Here is an 18,337-nt window from a genome sequence, read left to right as displayed (position 1 = left end):
AGGGGGTAATGGGTGAGTGAGTCCCGCGCGGTGACGGAGAAGCTCCGAGCGGAGCTGCACGGCCTGGGCGTGACCACCTCGTACGAGATCGGCGACGGTGTGACCCTCTCCGTCTGGATCGGGCTCGTCGTGCGCTACCGGGACGGGTTCTACCGTTGGCGGGAAGGCCCGGTGAAACGCCGCCATCTCGGTACCGATCCGGCCGGATGTGCCCTAAGAGTGGCGCGTCGCTACAAGGAGTTGCAGGCTGATATCCCATCATGGTGGGAAGAGCTGGTCAGGGACTCGCGGGGGCGGCCTGCCGGCGACTATCCGTGATGCCCCCGTTGGCGTGCCACCGGGGGGAACATGCGCGCGTGGGGGGTGGCGCCGGTCTTTGTGCTGGCGGCGGTGACGGGATGCGCGGCCCAGCCGCCCGCACGGGTGCCCCTCGCCGCGCCGGAGCGCCCCGCTGCCTCCGCCGACCCGGAGGCGCTGGCCAGGCGGCTGACCTCGATGCAGCGCGACTGGCCCGCCCGCCCCACGGAGTGCGGCCGGTGCGTGGCACTCACCTTCGACGACGGGCCGGGCGCCGACACCGGCAGGCTGCTCCGGGTGCTGCGCGAGCACGACGCGCGGGCCACGTTCTTCGTGGTCGGCCAGATGGTGGCCGCTCCCGGCGGGGCCGCCCTCCTGCGTCGCATCACCGGCGAGGGGCACGAGCTCGGCAACCACTCCTGGACCCACACCGAGCTCACCACCCTGCCGCGCCGGCTGATCGCCCAGGAGCTCCAGCGCACCGGCGACCTGGTGCGCTCGGTGACCGGGGTGCGCATGCACCTGATGCGGCCGCCGTACGGGTCCACCGACCGCACGGTCGCCGAGGAGTCCCGGCGGCGCGGGCTGGCGCAGATCCTGTGGAACGTCGACACCCACGACTGGCGCGACCGGGTGCCCGCCGTCGTGGCCAAGCGCGCGGTCCGGGCCGGGCCCGGCTCGGTGGTGCTGCTGCACGACATCCACCGCACCACCGTCGACGCGGTCCCGCGGATCATCGAGACGCTCACCCGCAAGGGCTACCGGCTGGTGACGGTGAGCGAGCTGTACGAGACGCCGCCGGAGCCGGGCCGGCGCTACCTGGCGGCGGAGCCGAAGCCGTGACCGCGGGCCCGGCATGGCAGGCTGGGCGCCATGGGTTTCACCGGCATCCCGGACGAGGCGTTCCTGTTCTACGAAGGGCTTGAGGCGGACAACTCCAAGACCTATTTCTCCCGCCACAAGCACCTGTACGAGGAAGCGGTGCGGGCTCCGATGCTGGCCCTGGCCGACGAGCTGGCCGAGGAGTTCGGCGACGCCAAGCTGTTCCGCCCGTACCGTGACGTCCGCTACGCCAAGGACAAGTCGCCGTACAAGACCCATCAGGGCGTCTTCATCGACCTGATGCCCGGCATCGGATTCTACGCCGAGGTCAGCGCGGCCGGCGTCCAGGCCGCGGGCGGCCTCTTCTCGCAGGCGCCCGACCAGGTGGCCCGCTTCCGCGCGGCCGTCGACCACGACGAGACCGGCAAGCCGCTGGAGACCGTGGTGGCCGCGCTCGACGCCGCCGGCTACGAGCGCGGCGGCGAGCGGCTCAAGACCCGGCCGCGCGGCGTGCCGGAGGACCATCCGCGTCTCGACCTGCTGCGCCACAGGTCGCTCTACGCGAGCCGCCGGTTCGAGCCGGAGCCGTGGGTGCACACCGCGCGGGCCGCCGACCGGGTGCGCGCCTGCTGGCGCGACTTCCGGCCGCTGATCGAGTGGCTCTGCGCGCACGTACGGGGGAGCGAGCTGCCGCGCAGGCCCTGATCAGGGCTGCTGGGAGGTCTCGTCTCCCCTGAGGATGCGGTCGACGGTCTGGCCCGCGGCCGAGGTGGCGGCGGTGGTGACCGCCGCGATCACGATGGCCAGCAGCGGCGTCGCGAGGCTGCGCAGGCTGCGGACGTTGCGCACCCTGGCCCACGGCTCGCCGGCCAGGTGCATGATCCGCCACTCCCAGTAGAGGCCGAGCCCGATCGAGACCAGCGCCACCTTGCCCACGATGATGGCCACCACCTGCACCTTGTCCATCGCGCCCAGGTCGGGCTCCGCGAGGGCCGACAGGTAGCCGGACAGCTCGGTGGCCAGCGCGGCGGCCATCAGGTGGAGCGCCTTCGTCATCGGCTGGGTGCCGCGGACGCGCGGGTAGAAGTAGCCGAACAGGAAGCCGAACGCGGGCAGCGCGATCACCGAGCGGGCCTCGAACACGAAGCTGCTCAGGTCGGCCCCGGCGGGCACCCCGAACACGATGAGGAACGGCAGGCTCAGCAACAGGCTGACGACGAACCCGCAGACGCCGTTGTGCCAGGGGGAGCAGCCCGCGGCGGTGGCGAAGGCGGTCTCGGGGTGGCCGCCGTGCCGGCGCAGCGCCGCGTCGAGTCCGTCGCGCTGCCTGCCGAACTCCTCCATGGACAGCTCGCCGGTGCCGATGCGGCCCCGGCCGGCGCGGTAGAGCTCCTGCTCGGAGGCCAGCAGCAGCCGCCGGTGCAGCGCGGACCTGATCAGCTCGCGGTGCTCCTCCTGGTCGCCCGGCTCGACGACCGACGGGTGCGGATGGGTCAGCAGCCAGCGCGCCGTCACCCAGGCGATGAGCGCGGTGATCGAGAGCATCGGCAGCGGCACGTTGATGTCGCCCAGCGTGGCGCTGCCCTGCGGGGCCAGGTAGGCGACCATCAGGCAGATGATCATCGTGGCCTCGGCGGCGGAGCTCCGCGTCGCGTCCAGGGCCGAGCCGAGCCGCCTGAGCCGGAGCACCAGCAGCAGGAACCCGAGCAGCAGCAGTCCCATCACCCCGCGCACCGCCGGGGTCAGCTCCAGCTCGCCGATGTGGGGCACGACCCGGCCAGGCACCTCGCGGCTCCACGAGCCCGCGTCGAGCCACTCGCTCGGCCAGCCCTGCACCATCAGGCTCACCACGACGGCGACCACGGCCGCGCCGCGCGTCCACTGCTTGATGGCCACGGCGACGGCGGCCACCGGGATCAGCGCCCAGCAGAACGCCAGCAGCAGCCGGACGCTGTCGGGCGGGTAGACCTGGGTGGCCAGCGCCTTGCCCCACAGGGCCAGGGCCAGCAGCGCGACCGCGGAGCCGGCCGCGAAGGCGGCCAGCCGCACGACCACGATCCGCACCCCGAGGTCGGCGCTGAGCACCACCGCGGACCCGGCGGCCGCGACCGCGGCGACACCCGACCCGGTGAGCAGCGTGTCGCCGGGGAGCTGCCCGTAGCGGTAGGACCACGACAGCATGCCGACCGCCAGCAGGACGCCCACCCCGGTCGCGCCGAGCGCGTCACGGGGCGTCCACTGCGGCCCGGTCGGCAGCACCTGGACCGCGTGGCGCAGCGCGAGCAGCGGCAGCCCGCCGAACAGCATCACGTACGCGGGCAGCGTGAACTCCTCCGCCACGGCCGGCAGCAGCACCACCGGCACGGCCAGGGCCAGCCCGGCGGCCAGCTCCCGGTTGGCCGTCCGCTGCCACCACTCGCCGCCGAGCGCGCGCAGCAGCAGCGCCGCCAGCACGACCGCGGTGAGCGCGCCGAGCGCGGTCGCCCAGGAGAAGTCGTCCTCCTCCCGCACGTCGGGGAAGCCGTAGGAGCCCTGCGCGAGCGTGACGCTCACGGGGTAGACGCCGACGGTGAACTCCAGCCGCTGCCGCTCCTCCCGGTCGGGCTCGATCGAGGCCGCCCGCAGCACGGTCCACTCGCCGGGCAGCAGGGTCACCTTGCGGTGGACGACCAGCAGCGGCCGGGCGGTGGGGGCGTTGAAGTCGACGCGCATGAGCTCTTCAGGACGCACCTGCCGCAGCAGCGTCACGGTGAAGCGCACGGTGGTGCGGCCGTCCTCGGTGGTGAGCAGGGGCGGCAGCCGGGAGGCCGGAGCCAGCACGGTGCCGTTCACCTTGACGGCGCCGAACCCGTCGTCGGTGAAGCGCCGCATGCCGCGCGGGAACTCGGCCCCCTGCCGGAGCGTGCCGGCCAGGCTGTCGGTGGAGTCCATCAGCATCCGGTGCACGATCGTCACCTTCACCTGACGCCGGCGCTCGTCCAGCCGCCCCTCGGGCACGCCGGCCAGGTCGGCGGCGCTCGCCGGGGCGATGGTCACCTCGGTGAACGCCTCGCGGTCACGCTCGACGCCGGGCTCGGCGCGGGTGGCGGGGAGGTTCCACGAGTCGGCCTCCAGCATCGAGGGCGGGACCGCAGCCGGAGGCACGGGCTCCGCCGCCATGGTGCACCAGATGATGGCGCCCATCGATATGACGGCCAGCCCGAACCCGGCAACAGCTCGGAGCCTCTCCACAGTCTGGATGATTCACTCGCCCGGCCGATTGTTCTCTCCGATGGGGTAACGGTGTGATTACATTGCTCCGGTCTTGACATCTTCTGTCTATTTCCGGAGCGTAAAAGCCCGCCAATCCCTTGAATTCCCCTTCTCCAGGTACGGCACACCTCACTAGAGAGGTAAGCGGAAATGCGTGATTCCGCATCGTAGCCTCCGACCAGGGAACCTGTGCTCCGCTCCCGGATTCCCGAATCGCCGCCCGGAGAAATGACTACGGGCCACTCCGCCGTACCGGAGAAACAATCTCCACACGGCGGGGTGACCCGGAGTAAGGACGGTCAGGCGCGCTTGGCGCGGGCCGCGGCGCGGCCCCGCGTGGCGGCGTCGAGAATCACCTTGCGGATGCGCACCGCGTCGGGAGTGATCTCCACGCACTCGTCCTCGCGGATGAATTCCAGCGCCTGCTCCAGCGAGAGCGCGCGCGGCGGGATCACCTTCTCCGTCTCCTCCGCGGTGGAGGAGCGCATGTTGGTGAGCTTCTTCTCCTTGGTGATGTTGACGTCCATGTCGTCGGAACGGGAGTTCTCGCCGACGACCATGCCCTCGTAGACCTCGGTGCCGGGCGAGACGAACAGGGCGCCGCGCTCCTGGAGGTTGAGCATCGCGAACGCGGTGACGGGCCCGGAGCGGTCGGCCACCAGCGATCCGCTGCCGCGCGTGCGCAGCTCCCCGAACCAGGGCTCGTACGCCTCGAACACGTGGTGCACCAGGCCGGTGCCGCGCGTCTCGGTCAGGAACTCGGTGCGGAAGCCGATCAGCCCGCGGGCCGGCACCACGAACTCCATCCGGATCCAGCCGGTGCCGTGGTTGGTCATGTGTTCCATGCGGCCCTTGCGCACGGCCAGGAGCTGGGTGACGGCGCCGAGGTAGTCCTCAGGGCAGTCGACCGTGAGCCGCTCCACCGGCTCGTGCACCTTGCCGTCGATCTCCTTGGTGACCACCTGGGGCTTGCCGACCGTCAACTCGTAGCCCTCGCGGCGCATCTGCTCCACCAGGATGGCCAGCGCCAGCTCGCCGCGGCCCTGCACCTCCCACGAGTCGGGCCGCTCGGTGGGCAGCACGCGCAGCGACACGTTGCCGACCAGCTCCCTGTCGAGGCGGTCCTTCACCATGCGGGCGGTGACCTTGGCGCCCTTGACCTTGCCGACCAGCGGCGAGGTGTTGGTGCCGATGGTCATCGAGATGGCGGGCTCGTCGACGGTGATGAGCGGCAGCGGGCGCGGGTCGTCGGGGTCGGCCAGCGTCTCGCCGATCATGATGTCGGGGATGCCGGAGATGGCGATGATGTCGCCGGGGCCGGCCTCCTCGGCGGGCTTGCGCTCCAGCGCGTCGGTCATCAGCAGCTCGGTGATCTTCACCCGCTGGATGCTGCCGTCGGTGCGGCACCAGGCGACCTGCTGGCCTTTGGTCAGCCGGCCCTGGTGGATCCGGCACAGCGCGATGCGGCCGAGGTAGGAGGAGGCGTCGAGGTTGGTGACGTGCGCCTGCAGCGGCGCGCTGGGGTCGTAGGTCGGGGCCGGGATCGTCGACTTGATGATGTCGAACAGCGGCTCCAGATCGGCCGACGCGGGCATGGTGCCGTCGCCGGGACGCTCCAGCGAGGCGCGGCCCGCCTTCGCCGAGGCGTAGACGATCGGGAAGTCGATCTGGTCGTCGGTCGCGTCGAGGTCCATGAACAGCTCGTAGACCTCGTCGACCACCTCGGCGATGCGCGAGTCGGGCCGGTCGACCTTGTTGATGCACAGGATGACGGGCATCTTGGCCGACAGCGCCTTGCGCAGCACGAAACGGGTCTGCGGCAGCGGGCCTTCGGAGGCGTCGACCAGCAGCACCACGCCGTCGACCATGGACAGGCCGCGCTCGACCTCGCCGCCGAAGTCGGCGTGGCCGGGGGTGTCGATGATGTTGATGGTCATGCCGCCGTGGCGCACCGCGGTGTTCTTGGCGAGAATGGTGATGCCCTTCTCGCGCTCGAGGTCGTTGGAGTCCATGACCCGGTCATCGACGTCCTGGTTGGCGCGGAACGCCCCGGACTGCCAGAGCATGGCGTCGACGAGCGTGGTCTTGCCATGGTCGACGTGCGCGATGATCGCGATGTTCCTCAGGTCGTCGCGGCTGTTCAAAGGCATGATGAGTTCTCGCTCTGTATTGATGGGGCCGGCCGCGCGATCTCGCGACCTTATAAGTCTAGTTGATCCCCTCTGGTGACACGCGCGGACTGGAGAGGCCGCTTCCCTGAGGTGCTGACCTAAGGAAAGTGCCACACTGTGACGACAGAGTGATCCTCCCGCCACAGATGGTGACCACATGCCGCAGTTCTTCGCCGGCGCGCCGATGGACGACGTCGAGCGGCTGTGCCGGCTGCTCGACGGGATCCCGCTCGCGCTGGAGCTGGCCGCCGGGTGCGCGCTGAGCCCCGGGCGGATCGCCGACCGGCTCGGCGGGCGCCACGGTCTCCTGCCCGCCTCCGCCGACGGGGCCGGCAAGGTGCTGGCCGTGGTGCGGCTCGGGCACGAGCTGCTGGCGCCCCGTGAGCGGGTTCTGCTGCGCAGGCTGGCGGTGTTCGCCGGGGCGTTCGACGCGCCGCTGGCCGGGGCCGTGTGCGGCGACGGCGGGATCCTGCGGCGGGCCGAGGTGCCCCGGCTGCTCGACCGGCTGGTGGCCGCCCGATTGGTGACGGGGTCGTACGCGCTGCGCGGGGTGGTCAAGGAGTACGCGGCCGAGCGCCTGCGGGAGGCGGGCGAGCACGACCTGCTGCGCGACCGGCACCTGAGGGCGGTCCGCGAGGCGTACGAGGAGTGTCATGAAGGGGCGTCACTGGCGCGGCGGCAGCCGTGGCCGGAACGGGTGCGCCACCTGCGCAGGGCGCGGGCACTCGGGGCGGAGTGCCGTGCCGCCCTGGGGCGGGCGGTGGAGCGCGGGGAGGCGGCGTCCGGGCTGCGGCTGGCCAGGGCCGCGATGGCGATGGGGGTGTCCTGCCCGGACGACGCGCTGGAGCGGCTGCCGGCGCTCGGGGCGCCGGGGGAGCTGGCCGACTGCGCGAAGGTGCTGCTGGGGTGCGCGCGCGGCGCGGTGGAGCCTGTCGTGGCGGGGGTGGACGGGCTGCGGGCGCGGGGCTACTCGTACTGGCTCGGGGTGGGTTACAACGCGGCGGTGCGGGTCTGCTTCGCGAACGGGCGGTGCGGGCTCGGCTGGCGTTACCTGGGCGAGCTGGAGGCCGCGGCGGCGGCCGACGACGACCTGGTGGCGCTGGCGGGAGCGCGGATGGCGCGGGGCGACCTGGCGCTGCTGGCCGGTGAGGTGCACGAGGCGCGCCGCCACGCGGGTGCCGCGCTGACGCTGGCGCGGGAGGCCGGTGACCCGCGCGCGATCGTCGCCGCGCTCCGCCGCCTCGCGGCCGTCGCCGACACGGTGGGCGACCACGACGAGGCGGCCCGCCACCGCGCGTGCACCCTGCCGATCCTGCACGCCATAGGGGAGGAACCGCCGCACAACATCCTGTCCCAGGCTTGAGCGGGCGCGACAGCTTCTCGCGCGGCCTGAAGGGCCGCGGCGACAGCCTCACGTGGGCCTGATCGGGAAGTCGCGCGTTGGCACGCGCCGGTGCCGACGGTCCGGTTCTCGCCCTGGTCGGCGAGCGCAGCGGGCCGGAGGCACGCATGACGGCGGCCGGCCCGAGGGGTTTCCCGAAAAGCCTTTGATCTTGTCTTTGACGGGAAGATCCGTCAGATACAGGAGAAACGCCTCAGGGGAGGTGGGCGGCGAGATATCCGTGGGCCAGTCGCTTGCACTCGGCGATCAGGTCGGGGTCGCCGTCGGGGTCGACCCGGAAGGCCAGCTTGAGTACGGCGTCGGCGGCCTCGACCGTGACCAGGACCGCGCGGTCGAACGCCGGCCCGGCCGGGGCGTCGAGCAGGTCGACGGTGATGGCGCGCAGGCGGTCGGCCACGATCGCGTTGTTCTCCAGGGCGGTGTCGAGCATCCGGTTGGTGCCCTCGATGGCGGGGCCGCCGGGGGCGCGCAGGATCTCGCCGAAGTCGACCACCGCGAACCCCGGGGTGGTCCGCTTCATGGCCACGAACTCGTCGATCGCCAGGTCGACCAGGTCGGTCCAGTGGCCGAGGTCGGCGGCGGTGATGCGCTCCTTGATGCGCTCGGTGACGCGGCCGAGGAACGCTTCGAGGTTGCGCAGGGCCAGCGCCCGCACCAGCCCCTGCTTGTCGGGGAAGAACTGGTAGAAGGTGCCGATCGGCACCTCGGCGCGGCGGGCGACCTCCTTGGTGGTCAGCGACTCGTAGCCGATCTCGTCGAGCAGGAACGCGCACTCGTCGAGCATCCGCTCCACCCGTTCCAGGCTGCGGCGCTGGGCCGGCCTGCGACGCAAGGTACTCGTCATGTCCCCATCCTGGCGCATTACCCGCAGGTAGCGGGCGTCTCGGTTAACATGAGCCGGACTCAAGCAGAGGGAGCCGGGCATGTTCCTGTGGGGTACGGCGACGGCCGCTTACCAGATCGAAGGCGCCGCGGACGAGGGCGGCCGGGGGCCGTCCGTCTGGGACACGTTCTCCCGCGAGCCCGGCCGCACCAGGACCGGCCACACCGGCGACGTCGCCTGCGACCACTACCACCGCTGGCGTGAGGACGTCGCGCTGATGGCGGGGCTCGGGGTGAACGCCTACCGCTTCTCGCTCTCCTGGTCCCGGATCCAGCCGTCCGGGAGCGGGCCGGTCAACGCCGAGGGCCTGGACTTCTACGACCGGCTGGTGGACGCGCTGCTGGCAGAGGGCATCACGCCGGTGCCGACGCTGTTCCACTGGGACCTGCCGCAGGCGCTGGAGGACGGCGGCGGCTGGCTCGCCCGCGACACGGCGCACCGCTTCGCCGAGTACGCCGCGCTGGCCGCCGGGCGGCTGGCCGACCGGGTGCGGATGTGGATCACGCTCAACGAGCCGTTCGTGCACATGGCGTACGGGTACGCGATGGGGATCCACGCCCCTGGCCGCGCCCTGATGCTGGACGCGCTGCCCGTCGCGCACCACCAGCTGCTGGGCCACGGGCTGGCGGCGGGCGCGCTGCGGGCGGCGGGGGCCGAGCAGGTGCTGATCACCAACAACTGCACGCCGGTCTGGCCCGCGTCGGACTCGGAGGCGGACCTGGCGGCGGCGGAGGCGTACGACGTCCTGCACAACCGCCTCTTCAACGACCCGGTGCTTCTCGGCAAATACCCAGATTTGTCGGCGTACGGGATGACAGACCTGGACTTCGTGCACGACGGGGACCTCGACGTCATCGCGACCCCGCTGGACGGCATCGGGATCAACTACTACAACCCCACCCGGATCGCCGCACCCTCCTCCGAAGGGCTGCCGTGGGAGGACGCCGGGATCTCCGGCTACCCGACCACCGCGTTCGGCTGGCCGGTGGTGCCGGACGGGCTGCGGGAGCTGCTGGTACGGCTGAAGGACCGATACGGCGAGCGGTTGCCGCCTGTGTACGTCACCGAGAACGGCTGCTCCCAGGAGGACGTGCCGGGGCCGGACGGCGTGGTCGACGACCGGGGCCGGATCGCGTTCCTGGAGCAGCACATCGAGGCGATGCGCCGGGCCGGACGGGAGGGGGTGGACGTGCGGGGATACTTCGTCTGGTCGCTGCTGGACAACTTCGAGTGGGCGGAGGGCTACCACCAGCGGTTCGGCCTGGTGCACGTCGACTTCCCCACCCAGAGGCGCACCCCGAAGGCGTCCTACGCCTGGCTGAGGGACTTCCTGTCGTCAGAACACTGAGACGTGCACGTGGTCGTAGTGGTTGGCGGTGGCCCCGCCGCGGTCGGACATGGGATCCCAGCCGCCGCCCGACCTGATGTCGTAGTAGCGCTGCTTCCAGATGATGTACATCACGCCCAGCCGGTCGCCGTTGCGGATGAGCCACTCCGCCAGGGCGTCGCCGCGGTCGGCCTCGCCGCCGCTGGCCATGCCGCGGGAGATCATGAAGTCGCAGGCCCGGCCCTTGCCGTGTTCGCCGGGGTCACCGGGGCGCAGGCAGCCGACCCCGTACGGCATCGGGAAGTTCTGCATGACCTCGGCGCGCACGTTGACCATGCGCTGGGTCAGGCCGCCGGCGCTGCCGGGCTGCTGGAAACCGTACTTGGCGAGCAGTTTGTCGAGGTCGCGGCGCTTGCTCTGGAGGGTCTTGATCTCCTTCTGGAGCTTCTTGATCGTGGTGTTGGCCCGCAGCTTGGCCTTCTGGGCGTCCTTGATGAGCCTTTCGACGCCCGCGACCCGGTTGGCCCGCTCCTCGATCATGTGAGTCATGTTGGCCGCCTGGCCGAGCGCCTTGTAGGGGTCGATCTCCGTGCCGAAGAGGCGGGTGGTGTCGAGTGGGCCGAGGATGTAGGAGGTCTCGGCCAGCGCGGCCAGGTCGGACTGGGCCTCCGCCAGGCGCCTCTGCAGTGAGCCGGAGGTGTCGACGGCCTTCTTGGCCTGGATGCGGATCTCCTCCAGGCTCTGGATCGAGCCGCGGTAGCGCTCGTTGAGCTGGGAGGCCTGCTTGGTGAGCTTGCGCAGCTCCGCCGGGCTGGGGTCGGCGGCGGCCGGCCGCTCGGAGGGGAGCGCGAGCAGCCCGGCGAGGACGATGGCGAACACGGCCACGCGCCCGGCTTTCACGCCCGTCCTCCCCTCGTAGACGACCGAAACTATAGAAGATGATCTTGAAAGCTGTCATCTTAACGGCTCAACTCGCGACCGTTTAGTGAGGATTGTCCTGGCTGTCCGGAATAAGACAGGAATAAAGATTGGGTCTTGCCGGGATCGTCAAGTCCCATTGAGATGGCGATCGTACGCGTCTCTGCGAAGGGGCAGGAACCTGTGTCTCGTTCACTCACCCTTGTCACGGCCGTGATCCTCGGCTTAGGCACGTCCATGGTCGCGCTGCAAGCCCAGGCGTCCGTGGACCCGCTACCACCCGGCGACCGGATCGAGCTCTACCAGCTCGACAGCCCGCTCGGCACCGCCCAGGCCCTCAGGGAGAAGGGCTTCGACGTCGTCCAGCAGGAGATCCGGAACGGCAAGGAGCACATCGAGCTCACCGCCGCCCAGAAGGATCTCGAAGGGCTGGAGAAGCTCGGCCACGAACCCGCGCCCGTACGCAACCCGCAGGGCCAGACCCAGCTCCAGGCGGCCAAGGCCCAGGCGGCGAGCGGATACACCGTCTACAAGTCCTACTCCGAGAGCGGCGGCATCGCCGACCAGCTCAGGAAGATCGCCGACGAGAACAAGGACGTCGTCAAGCTCCAGTCCATCGGCAAGACGCTCCGCGGCCAGGACATCCTCGCCGCCAAGGTGACCTCGCTGGCCAGGGTGCTGCCCGACGGCATCAAGCCCGCCACCCTGTACTCCGCCACCCAGCACGCCCGCGAGTGGATCGCCACCGAGGTGGACATGCGGCTGCTCAAGCACGTGGTGGCCAACAAGAGGCAGCTCAGGAGCCTGCTGGACCGGACCGAGCTGTGGTTCGTGCCGGTCGCCAACCCCGACGGCTACGACTTCACCTTCACCGAGGGCAACCGCCTGTGGCGCAAGAACCTGCGTGACGTGAACGGGGACGGCCAGATCACCACCGGCGACGGCGTCGACCTGAACCGGAACTTCCCCACGAACTTCCACTACGACGAGGAAGGCTCCTCCTCGATCCCGAGCAGCGAGACCTACCGCGGCGCCGGCCCGGCCAGCGAGCCGGAGACGAAGGCCATGGACGGCCTGCTCAAGCGGGTGAAGTTCGAGATGCAGCTCAACTACCACTCGTACGGCCCGCTGCTGCTCTACCCGTCGGGTTTCCAGATCGCCACGGAGACCGCCGACCACCCGATCTACCAGGCGCTGACCGGTGACGACGAGAACCCGGCGGTGCCCGGCTTCGACCCGGACCTGGGCGCCGAGCTCTACACCACGAACGGCGAGACCACCGACCACGCCCACTCCACCTACGGCACGCTGGCGTGGACGCCCGAGCTGAACGAGGGCTGCGACGGCTGCGGCTTCGTCTTCCCCGACGACGAGGCGCTGGTGCAGGCCGAGTTCGAGAGGAACCTGCCGTTCGCGCTCGACGTGGCCAAGTCGGCGGTCAACCCGGTCGAGCCGGTGAGCCACCTGGGCAACACCACGCCGGACTTCGTCCTGGACCCGTTCGACGTCAGCTACGGCAAGAACCAGACGGTCCAGGTCAACGCCAAGCGCAAGCTCGGCCCGGTGTTCCTGAACTACCAGGTCAACAACGGCCGCACGCAGGTGAAGCCGACCAAGGAGTGGAAGGGCGGCGAGCGGTACGGCAAGGGCTACGACCGCTACTACCACTGGATGCGCGGCGGGGTCACCGGCACCAAGCCGGGCGACACGGTCAAGGTGTGGTTCAGCTCCCTGGGCAAGAAGAGCCAGTCGTTCACGTACAAGGTGCACGACGACATCGGCGGCAAGGTGCTCGTGCTGGCCGCCGAGGACGTCACCGGCCTGAGCCCGGCGCAGGGCGTCACCGAGGCGAAGTACGCCGGCGCCTACGTCCAGGCGCTCCAGGCGGCCGGTTACAGCTCCGACGTGTACGACATGGACAAGATGGGGCGCAAGGCGCCGCACCCGCTGGGCGTGCTCAGCCACTACAAGGCCGTCATCTGGGAGACCGGGGACGACATCATCCCGCGCAGCGCGGGCCAGGTGCCCGGCACCACCTCCCTGGCGGGCGTGGACACCGAGCTGGCCGTCCGCGACTACCTGAACGAGGGCGGCAAGGTCATGCACGCGGGCAAGTACCCGTCGTACGCGGCCAACGCCAACGGCGCCTACTACTACGAGCCCGACCAGCCGGGTCAGCCGGAGTGCTCGGCGCCGAGCGACCCGCCCTGCATCCCGGTGTTCAACGACTTCCAGCAGTACTGGCTGGGGGCGTACGTCTACTTCGACAACTCGGGCAGCGACCCGGCCACCGGCCAGCCGTACCCGGTGAAGGGCGTGAACGGCGGGTTCGACGGCTTCGCGGGCACGCTGGAGCCGGACGTGCACACCAACGCCTTCGTGGCCACCTCGGCGATCCTGCCCGCGGACAAGTTCCCGCTGTTCGCCAGCTCGGCGCCGATCAAGTGGGAGCGGCCGGGCGCCCCGTTCGACCCGCACACCGGGTCCTGGGACGTCTACAGCGGCATCGCCGACGTCTCATGGAAGCGGCTGAGCAAGACGATCGACCTGACCGGCCGGTCGAGCGGCGAGCTGACGTTCTGGGCGTCGCTCGACACCGAGGCCGACTGGGACTTCTTCATGGTGGAGGCGCGCACGGCGGGCGGCGACGACTGGACGACGCTGCCCGACGCCAACGGCCACACCTCCCAGGCGACCGGCAGCAGCTGCCAGTCCGGGTGGAGCAGCATCCACCCGTTCACCCAGCGGTACCAGGGCCCGAACTGCGAGCCGACCGGCACCTCCGGCTCCTGGAACGCGGCCTCGGGCAACTCCGGCGGCTGGCAGCAGTGGCGGATCGACCTGACCCCGTACGCGGGCAAGCAGGTCGAGGTCTCGATCTCGTACGTCAGCGACTGGGCCACCCAGGGCGCCGGGATCTTCGTCGACGACGCGGTCGTCACGCTGGACGGCGCGACGGCGGAGGAGACCTCGTTCGAGTCCGACCTGGGCGGCTGGACGGTGGCGGACCCGCCCGAGGGCACGTCCGCCTCGGTGAACAACTGGACCCGCACGGACCAGGTGTTCGAGGAGGGCGCGGGCATCACCACCCGCGACACCGTCTACCTGGGCTTCGGCGCGGAGAGCCTGCTCGACCAGGCCACCAGGACCGACCTGGTGAAGCGGTCGATGGCGCACCTGCTCAACGGCCGGCGCTGACGGTCTGAAGAGGGGCACGGCACCGGGTGCCGTGCCCCTCTTGCGTGCCCGGACAGAACATGATTCGGTCCTCTTGCGAAGAAAGCATTCGGTTCCGGCAGGAGGCTCACGACATGCGCCAGCACGACAAGCTGTTCATCGGGGGCGAGTGGGTGACCCCGGCGGGCACCGGCACGATCGACGTGATCAGCCCGCACACCGAGGAGGTCGTCGGCCGGGTCCCCGACGGCACCGCCGAGGACGTGGACCGGGCGGTGGCCGCCGCCCGCGAGGCGTTCGACCACGGGCCGTGGCCGCGCATGACGTTCGCCGAGCGGGCGGCCGTCATCGGCAGGCTGGCCGAGATCTACGCCGAGCGGCAGGGCGAGATGGCCGCGCTCATCACCGAGGAGATGGGCTCGCCGATCACCTTCTCCAACCTCGCCCAGGCGCCGCAGCCGCTGGGCATGCTGCAGTACTACGCCCAGTACGGCGCCACCTTCGAGCAGGAGGAGCAGCGGCCCGGCGTGTTCGGCCCGGTGACCGTCCGGCGCGAGCCGGTGGGCGTGGTGGCGGCCGTGGTGCCGTGGAACGTCCCGCAGTTCGTCACGATGACCAAGGTCGCGCCCGCGCTGCTGGCCGGCTGCGCGATCGTGCTCAAGCCGGCCCCCGAGACGCCGCTCGACGCGTACGTGCTGGCCGATATGGCGCGCGAGGCCGGGGTGCCGGCGGGCGTGCTCAACATCGTGCCCGCGGGCCGCGAGGTGAGCGAGCACCTGGTGTCGCACCCGGGCGTCGACAAGGTGGCGTTCACCGGCTCGACCGCGGCCGGCCGGCGCATCGCCTCCATCTGCGGCGAGCAGCTCAAGCGGGTCAGCCTGGAGCTGGGCGGCAAGTCGGCCGCGATCGTGCTCGACGACGCCGACCTGGCCTCCTCGATGGGCATGCTGGCCATCGCCTCGCTGATGAACAACGGCCAGGCGTGCGTGGCGCAGACCCGCATCCTCGCCTCGCGCAACCGCTACGACGAGGTCGTCGAGGCGGTCGTGAACATGGTCAACTCCCAGCCCGTCGGCGACCCCGCCGACCCGGCCACCGGCATCGGGCCCCTGGTGGCCCGGCGGCAGCAGGAGCGGGTCGAGGGCTACATCAAGATCGGCATGGACGAGGGCGCCAAGGTCGTCGTCGGCGGGCTGGAGCGCCCGCACGACCGCGGCTGGTACGTCGCCCCGACGGTGTTCGCGAACGTGACCAACGACATGCGCATCGCCCGCGAGGAGATCTTCGGCCCGGTCCTCGCGGTGATCCCGTACGAGGACGAGGCGGACGCGGTGCGGATCGCCAACGACAGCGACTACGGCCTGGCCGGCACCGTCTGGACGGCCGACACCGAGCACGGCATGGACGTGGCCCGCCAGGTGCGCGCCGGCACGTACGGCGTCAACTGCTACATGATCGAGACGGGCGCGCCGTTCGGCGGCTACAAGGCCAGCGGGCTCGGCCGCGAGCTGGGCCCCGAAGGGCTGGCCGGCTACCTGGAGTACAAGACGATCGCCCGGCTGGGCTGACGTCACGACGAGGGCCCCGGCGACGCGCCGGGGCCCTCGTCGTGCCGCGGATGGCACCCAGCGCGCCCCCGCGACGCTAGGTGCCCACCCTGCGGTGGACCACTTTGGGCAATCAGCCGACTACGAGAAGTATGCACCACGCCCATCGCCTGGGCGGATCGCTTACCCCTGAGACTTCTCCCGGCGGTTTGCTGCTGTCCGCCCTAGGTAGACGTGTTTTATTCAGGAAAAGTTCGAGGAGATCCACTTTCCGATCCTGCGGACCAGTTCGGGGGTCGCCGCGGACTCCGCGTGGCCGTAGCCGGGCTCGATCCACAGCTCCTTCGGCTCCCGCGCGCCCTCGTACAGCTGCCGGGCATGATCGAGCGGGAAGAACGCGTCCGCGTCACCGTGCACGATCAGCAGCGGCGTCGGCGAGATCAGCGCGGCGGCCTCGTGCGGCGGCATCGGGATCGGGTCCCAGCGGCCGACGGCGATCCTGGTCCGCTTCGCCACCCTGGCCGCCCAGCGGCCCAGCGGCTGCTCGATGATCCAGTGGACCTGGCGCATCGGCTTGGTGCCGCGGTAGTACCACCGGGCCGGGCCGCTGACCGCGACCACCGCGTCCCCGCCCTCGCACAGCCCTGCATGCCGCACCGCCACGGCGGCCCCCATGGAGAAGCCGACCACGGCGATCCTGCGGTAGCCGGTCGCCCGCGCGTGGCGGACGGCCGCGGCCACGTCGAGGATCTCCTTGTCGCCCACCGTGCTCTCGCCGCCGGACCTGCCGTGGCCGCGGAAGTCGAAGGCGATCACCCCGCCGTACGCGCTGAGCACGTGCACGATCCGCCGGGCGGGCCGCTCCCGCCACGAGCCCGTGAACCCGTGCGCCACCACGATGCCGACGTCCCGCGCCGCGCTCCCGGCGGGAGGGGTGTGCGCGGCGTCGATGCGCACGCCGTCGTCGGTCCTGAGCATGACGGGGAAGCTGGGCGCGAACTGCATCCTCCGAGCTTAATTTCCCTCCCCGGGCCGCCCGCGTTCAGCTGGGGGTGTCGAGGCGGGACTTCAGGTCGTCGTCCAGCTTGAGCTCCGTCGCGGCGATGGCCTCCTCCAGCTGGGCCATCGAGCTGACGCCGACGATGGGCACGTGGCCGTCCGCCAGGAGCCAGGCCAGCACCACCTGGTTGGGGGTCGCGCCGAGCTCCCGCGCCACCTGGTGCAGGACCTCCAGGCGGCGGGTCGTACCTGGGTGGTGGTAGATGTCGGGGATCGGCCGGTCCTCGCGGGTGTAGGCGCCGAACATCAGCGTGTTGTACGCCCACAGCGTCACCCCGGTGTCCTCCAGGTAGCCCAGGTGCTCGTCCGTGGTGAGCGTGTGACCGCTCTCGACGAGCTTCGTGTACGGGCGCGGGCGCAGGTAGGTGTGCCGGAGCTGCAGGTGCGTGTACGGGGTCCAGCCGTGGGCCGCCGAGACGTTCCTGGCCCGCTCCAGCCGCCAGGCCGGCAGGTTGCTGGCCCCGATGGCCAGCGCCCGCCCCGCCTGGACCAGTTCCTCGAACGTGCCCAGCGTCTCCTCCAGCGGCACCGACCTGTCCTCGATGTGCGCCCAGTACAGGTCCACGCGGTCGGTGCCCAGCCTGCGCAGGCTGCCCTCCATCGCGGTACGGATCGCCGCGGCGGACAGGCCCTCGGCGGAGTCGAGGGTGACGTCGCCGGGCACCGTGGGGCGCGCGCCCACCTTGGTGCTCAGGTACACCTGGTCCCGGTTGCCCCGGGCGGCGAGCCAGGCGCCGATGGCCAGCTCGCTCTCGTCGCCGGTGCGGCCGGGCACCCAGAACGGATAGTTGTCGGCCGTGTCGAGCATCCGGCCGCCGGCTTCGACGAAGCGGTCGAGGATGGCGAAGGTGTCCTTCTCGCTGACGGTCGTGCCGAAGGGGATGGTGCCGAGTGCGATTCTCATGGCTATGACGATGGAAGCTGGAGCGCACTCCATGTCAACCGCCCACTTTTATCGGATTTATCGGGCTATTTCGGGCATTTCGACCTGGAGCTTGACCTGGAGTCCGCTCCAGGTGGCATGCTCTTTCGCGTGAGCGTCTACACCCCCGCCGAGGTCGTCGAGGAGACCGGCTTCACCCTCGACACGCTGCGCTACTACGAGAAGATCGGCCTGCTCGAACGCGTCGAACGCAACGCCGCCGGCCAGCGCCGCTTCACCGAACAGGACATCGGCTGGCTGGGCATGCTCCGCTGCCTGCGCGACACCGGCATGCCGATCGCCCAGATGCTCCGCTTCGCCGAGCTGACCCGCGCCGGCGACCACACCATCCCGGACCGCATCAAACTCCTCGAAGAGCACGACCGCCGCGTCGAGGGCCAGATCGACAACCTCCAGGAACGCAAGCGCTACATCAGAAACAAGATCTCCTACTACCGCAGCGTCCTCTGACCGAGCGGCTCCAGTCGTCGAGGTAGCGCACACGAACTGCCATCACTTTCCGTTCTCCTGATGTAACGGTAAGTTCATGGCCGCCCCCG

The 18,337-nt window shown here is 70.8% G+C and carries 14 protein-coding genes; 8 read left to right on the top strand and 6 right to left on the bottom strand.

Annotated elements, in window-relative coordinates; translation table 11 throughout:
- Positions 1 to 12 precede the first annotated feature (12 nt).
- The 3 genes from ACIBF7_RS31595 to ACIBF7_RS31585 are packed head-to-tail and all read left to right on the top strand — an operon-like array spanning position 13 to position 1,824.
- Positions 13 to 318 (top strand): hypothetical protein, encoded by a 306-nt coding sequence (locus ACIBF7_RS31595; protein ID WP_148029533.1) that lies wholly within the window; start codon positions 13 to 15, stop codon positions 316 to 318.
- 30 nt (positions 319 to 348) lie between these two features.
- Entirely contained in the window at positions 349 to 1,140 is a 792-nt protein-coding gene (locus ACIBF7_RS31590; RefSeq protein ID WP_397198785.1) for a polysaccharide deacetylase family protein, read from the top strand.
- Between the two features lie 30 nt (positions 1,141 to 1,170).
- Positions 1,171 to 1,824, top strand: coding sequence for a DUF2461 domain-containing protein (locus ACIBF7_RS31585; protein WP_397198784.1), 654 nt, complete (start codon positions 1,171 to 1,173; stop codon positions 1,822 to 1,824).
- Here ACIBF7_RS31585 and ACIBF7_RS31580 read toward each other — a convergent pair whose 3' ends face one another.
- Together ACIBF7_RS31580 and typA are read right to left on the bottom strand one after the other, a co-directional pair.
- Positions 1,825 to 4,350 carry a hypothetical protein gene (locus ACIBF7_RS31580; RefSeq protein WP_397198783.1) on the bottom strand — a complete coding sequence of 842 codons (2,526 nt, stop codon included), beginning with the start codon at positions 4,348 to 4,350 and terminating at the stop codon, positions 1,825 to 1,827.
- A 320-nt stretch (positions 4,351 to 4,670) separates the two neighbouring features.
- The gene (gene typA, locus ACIBF7_RS31575) at positions 4,671 to 6,521 is read right to left on the bottom strand and encodes a translational GTPase TypA (RefSeq protein WP_397198782.1); all 1,851 of its coding nucleotides are present in this window, start codon (positions 6,519 to 6,521) and stop codon (positions 4,671 to 4,673) included.
- Between the two features lie 178 nt (positions 6,522 to 6,699).
- Here typA and ACIBF7_RS31570 point away from each other — a divergent pair, with 178 nt between their 5' ends.
- A complete protein-coding gene (locus ACIBF7_RS31570) occupies positions 6,700 to 7,905 on the top strand; it encodes a hypothetical protein (RefSeq protein WP_397198781.1) in 1,206 nt (401 codons plus the stop codon).
- 232 nt (positions 7,906 to 8,137) lie between these two features.
- On the opposite strand, the gene ACIBF7_RS31565 is transcribed toward ACIBF7_RS31570, so the two are convergent.
- Positions 8,138 to 8,788 carry a TetR/AcrR family transcriptional regulator gene (locus ACIBF7_RS31565; protein ID WP_148029539.1) on the bottom strand — a complete coding sequence of 217 codons (651 nt, stop codon included), beginning with the start codon at positions 8,786 to 8,788 and terminating at the stop codon, positions 8,138 to 8,140.
- A 79-nt stretch (positions 8,789 to 8,867) separates the two neighbouring features.
- Between ACIBF7_RS31565 and ACIBF7_RS31560 the strand changes: the two genes are divergently transcribed.
- On the top strand, positions 8,868 to 10,175 hold the full coding sequence (locus ACIBF7_RS31560; RefSeq protein ID WP_397198780.1) for a GH1 family beta-glucosidase: 1,308 nt from the start codon (positions 8,868 to 8,870) through the stop codon (positions 10,173 to 10,175).
- On the opposite strand, the gene ACIBF7_RS31555 is transcribed toward ACIBF7_RS31560, so the two are convergent.
- Complete coding sequence (locus ACIBF7_RS31555; protein WP_148029541.1) at positions 10,164 to 11,054, bottom strand: hypothetical protein; 891 nt, start codon at positions 11,052 to 11,054, stop codon at positions 10,164 to 10,166. The genes ACIBF7_RS31560 and ACIBF7_RS31555 overlap by 12 nt on opposite strands.
- Before the next feature lie 231 nt (positions 11,055 to 11,285).
- On the opposite strand from ACIBF7_RS31555, the gene ACIBF7_RS31550 reads away from it, so the two are divergent.
- On the top strand, positions 11,286 to 14,270 hold the full coding sequence (locus tag ACIBF7_RS31550; RefSeq protein WP_397198779.1) for a M14 family zinc carboxypeptidase: 2,985 nt from the start codon (positions 11,286 to 11,288) through the stop codon (positions 14,268 to 14,270).
- 113 nt (positions 14,271 to 14,383) lie between these two features.
- Complete coding sequence (locus ACIBF7_RS31545; RefSeq protein WP_148029542.1) at positions 14,384 to 15,817, top strand: aldehyde dehydrogenase; 1,434 nt, start codon at positions 14,384 to 14,386, stop codon at positions 15,815 to 15,817.
- Between the two features lie 222 nt (positions 15,818 to 16,039).
- On the opposite strand, the gene ACIBF7_RS31540 is transcribed toward ACIBF7_RS31545, so the two are convergent.
- Both ACIBF7_RS31540 and ACIBF7_RS31535 read right to left on the bottom strand, forming a co-directional pair.
- Positions 16,040 to 16,801, bottom strand: coding sequence for an alpha/beta hydrolase (locus ACIBF7_RS31540; RefSeq protein ID WP_397198778.1), 762 nt, complete (start codon positions 16,799 to 16,801; stop codon positions 16,040 to 16,042).
- Between the two features lie 37 nt (positions 16,802 to 16,838).
- On the bottom strand, positions 16,839 to 17,759 hold the full coding sequence (locus tag ACIBF7_RS31535) for an aldo/keto reductase (RefSeq protein WP_148029543.1): 921 nt from the start codon (positions 17,757 to 17,759) through the stop codon (positions 16,839 to 16,841).
- Positions 17,760 to 17,888: 129 nt separating this feature from the next.
- Here ACIBF7_RS31535 and ACIBF7_RS31530 point away from each other — a divergent pair, with 129 nt between their 5' ends.
- Entirely contained in the window at positions 17,889 to 18,248 is a 360-nt protein-coding gene (locus ACIBF7_RS31530; protein WP_261808334.1) for a MerR family transcriptional regulator, read from the top strand.
- Positions 18,249 to 18,337 lie beyond the last annotated feature (89 nt).

Source organism: Nonomuraea sp. NPDC050478, from assembly GCF_044458265.1.
In the GTDB taxonomy this organism is placed as follows: Bacteria; Actinomycetota; Actinomycetes; order Streptosporangiales; family Streptosporangiaceae; genus Nonomuraea; species Nonomuraea ferruginea.
The sequence above is the reverse complement of the archived record's forward strand: the minus strand, read 5'-3'. Positions and strand labels throughout refer to the sequence as shown.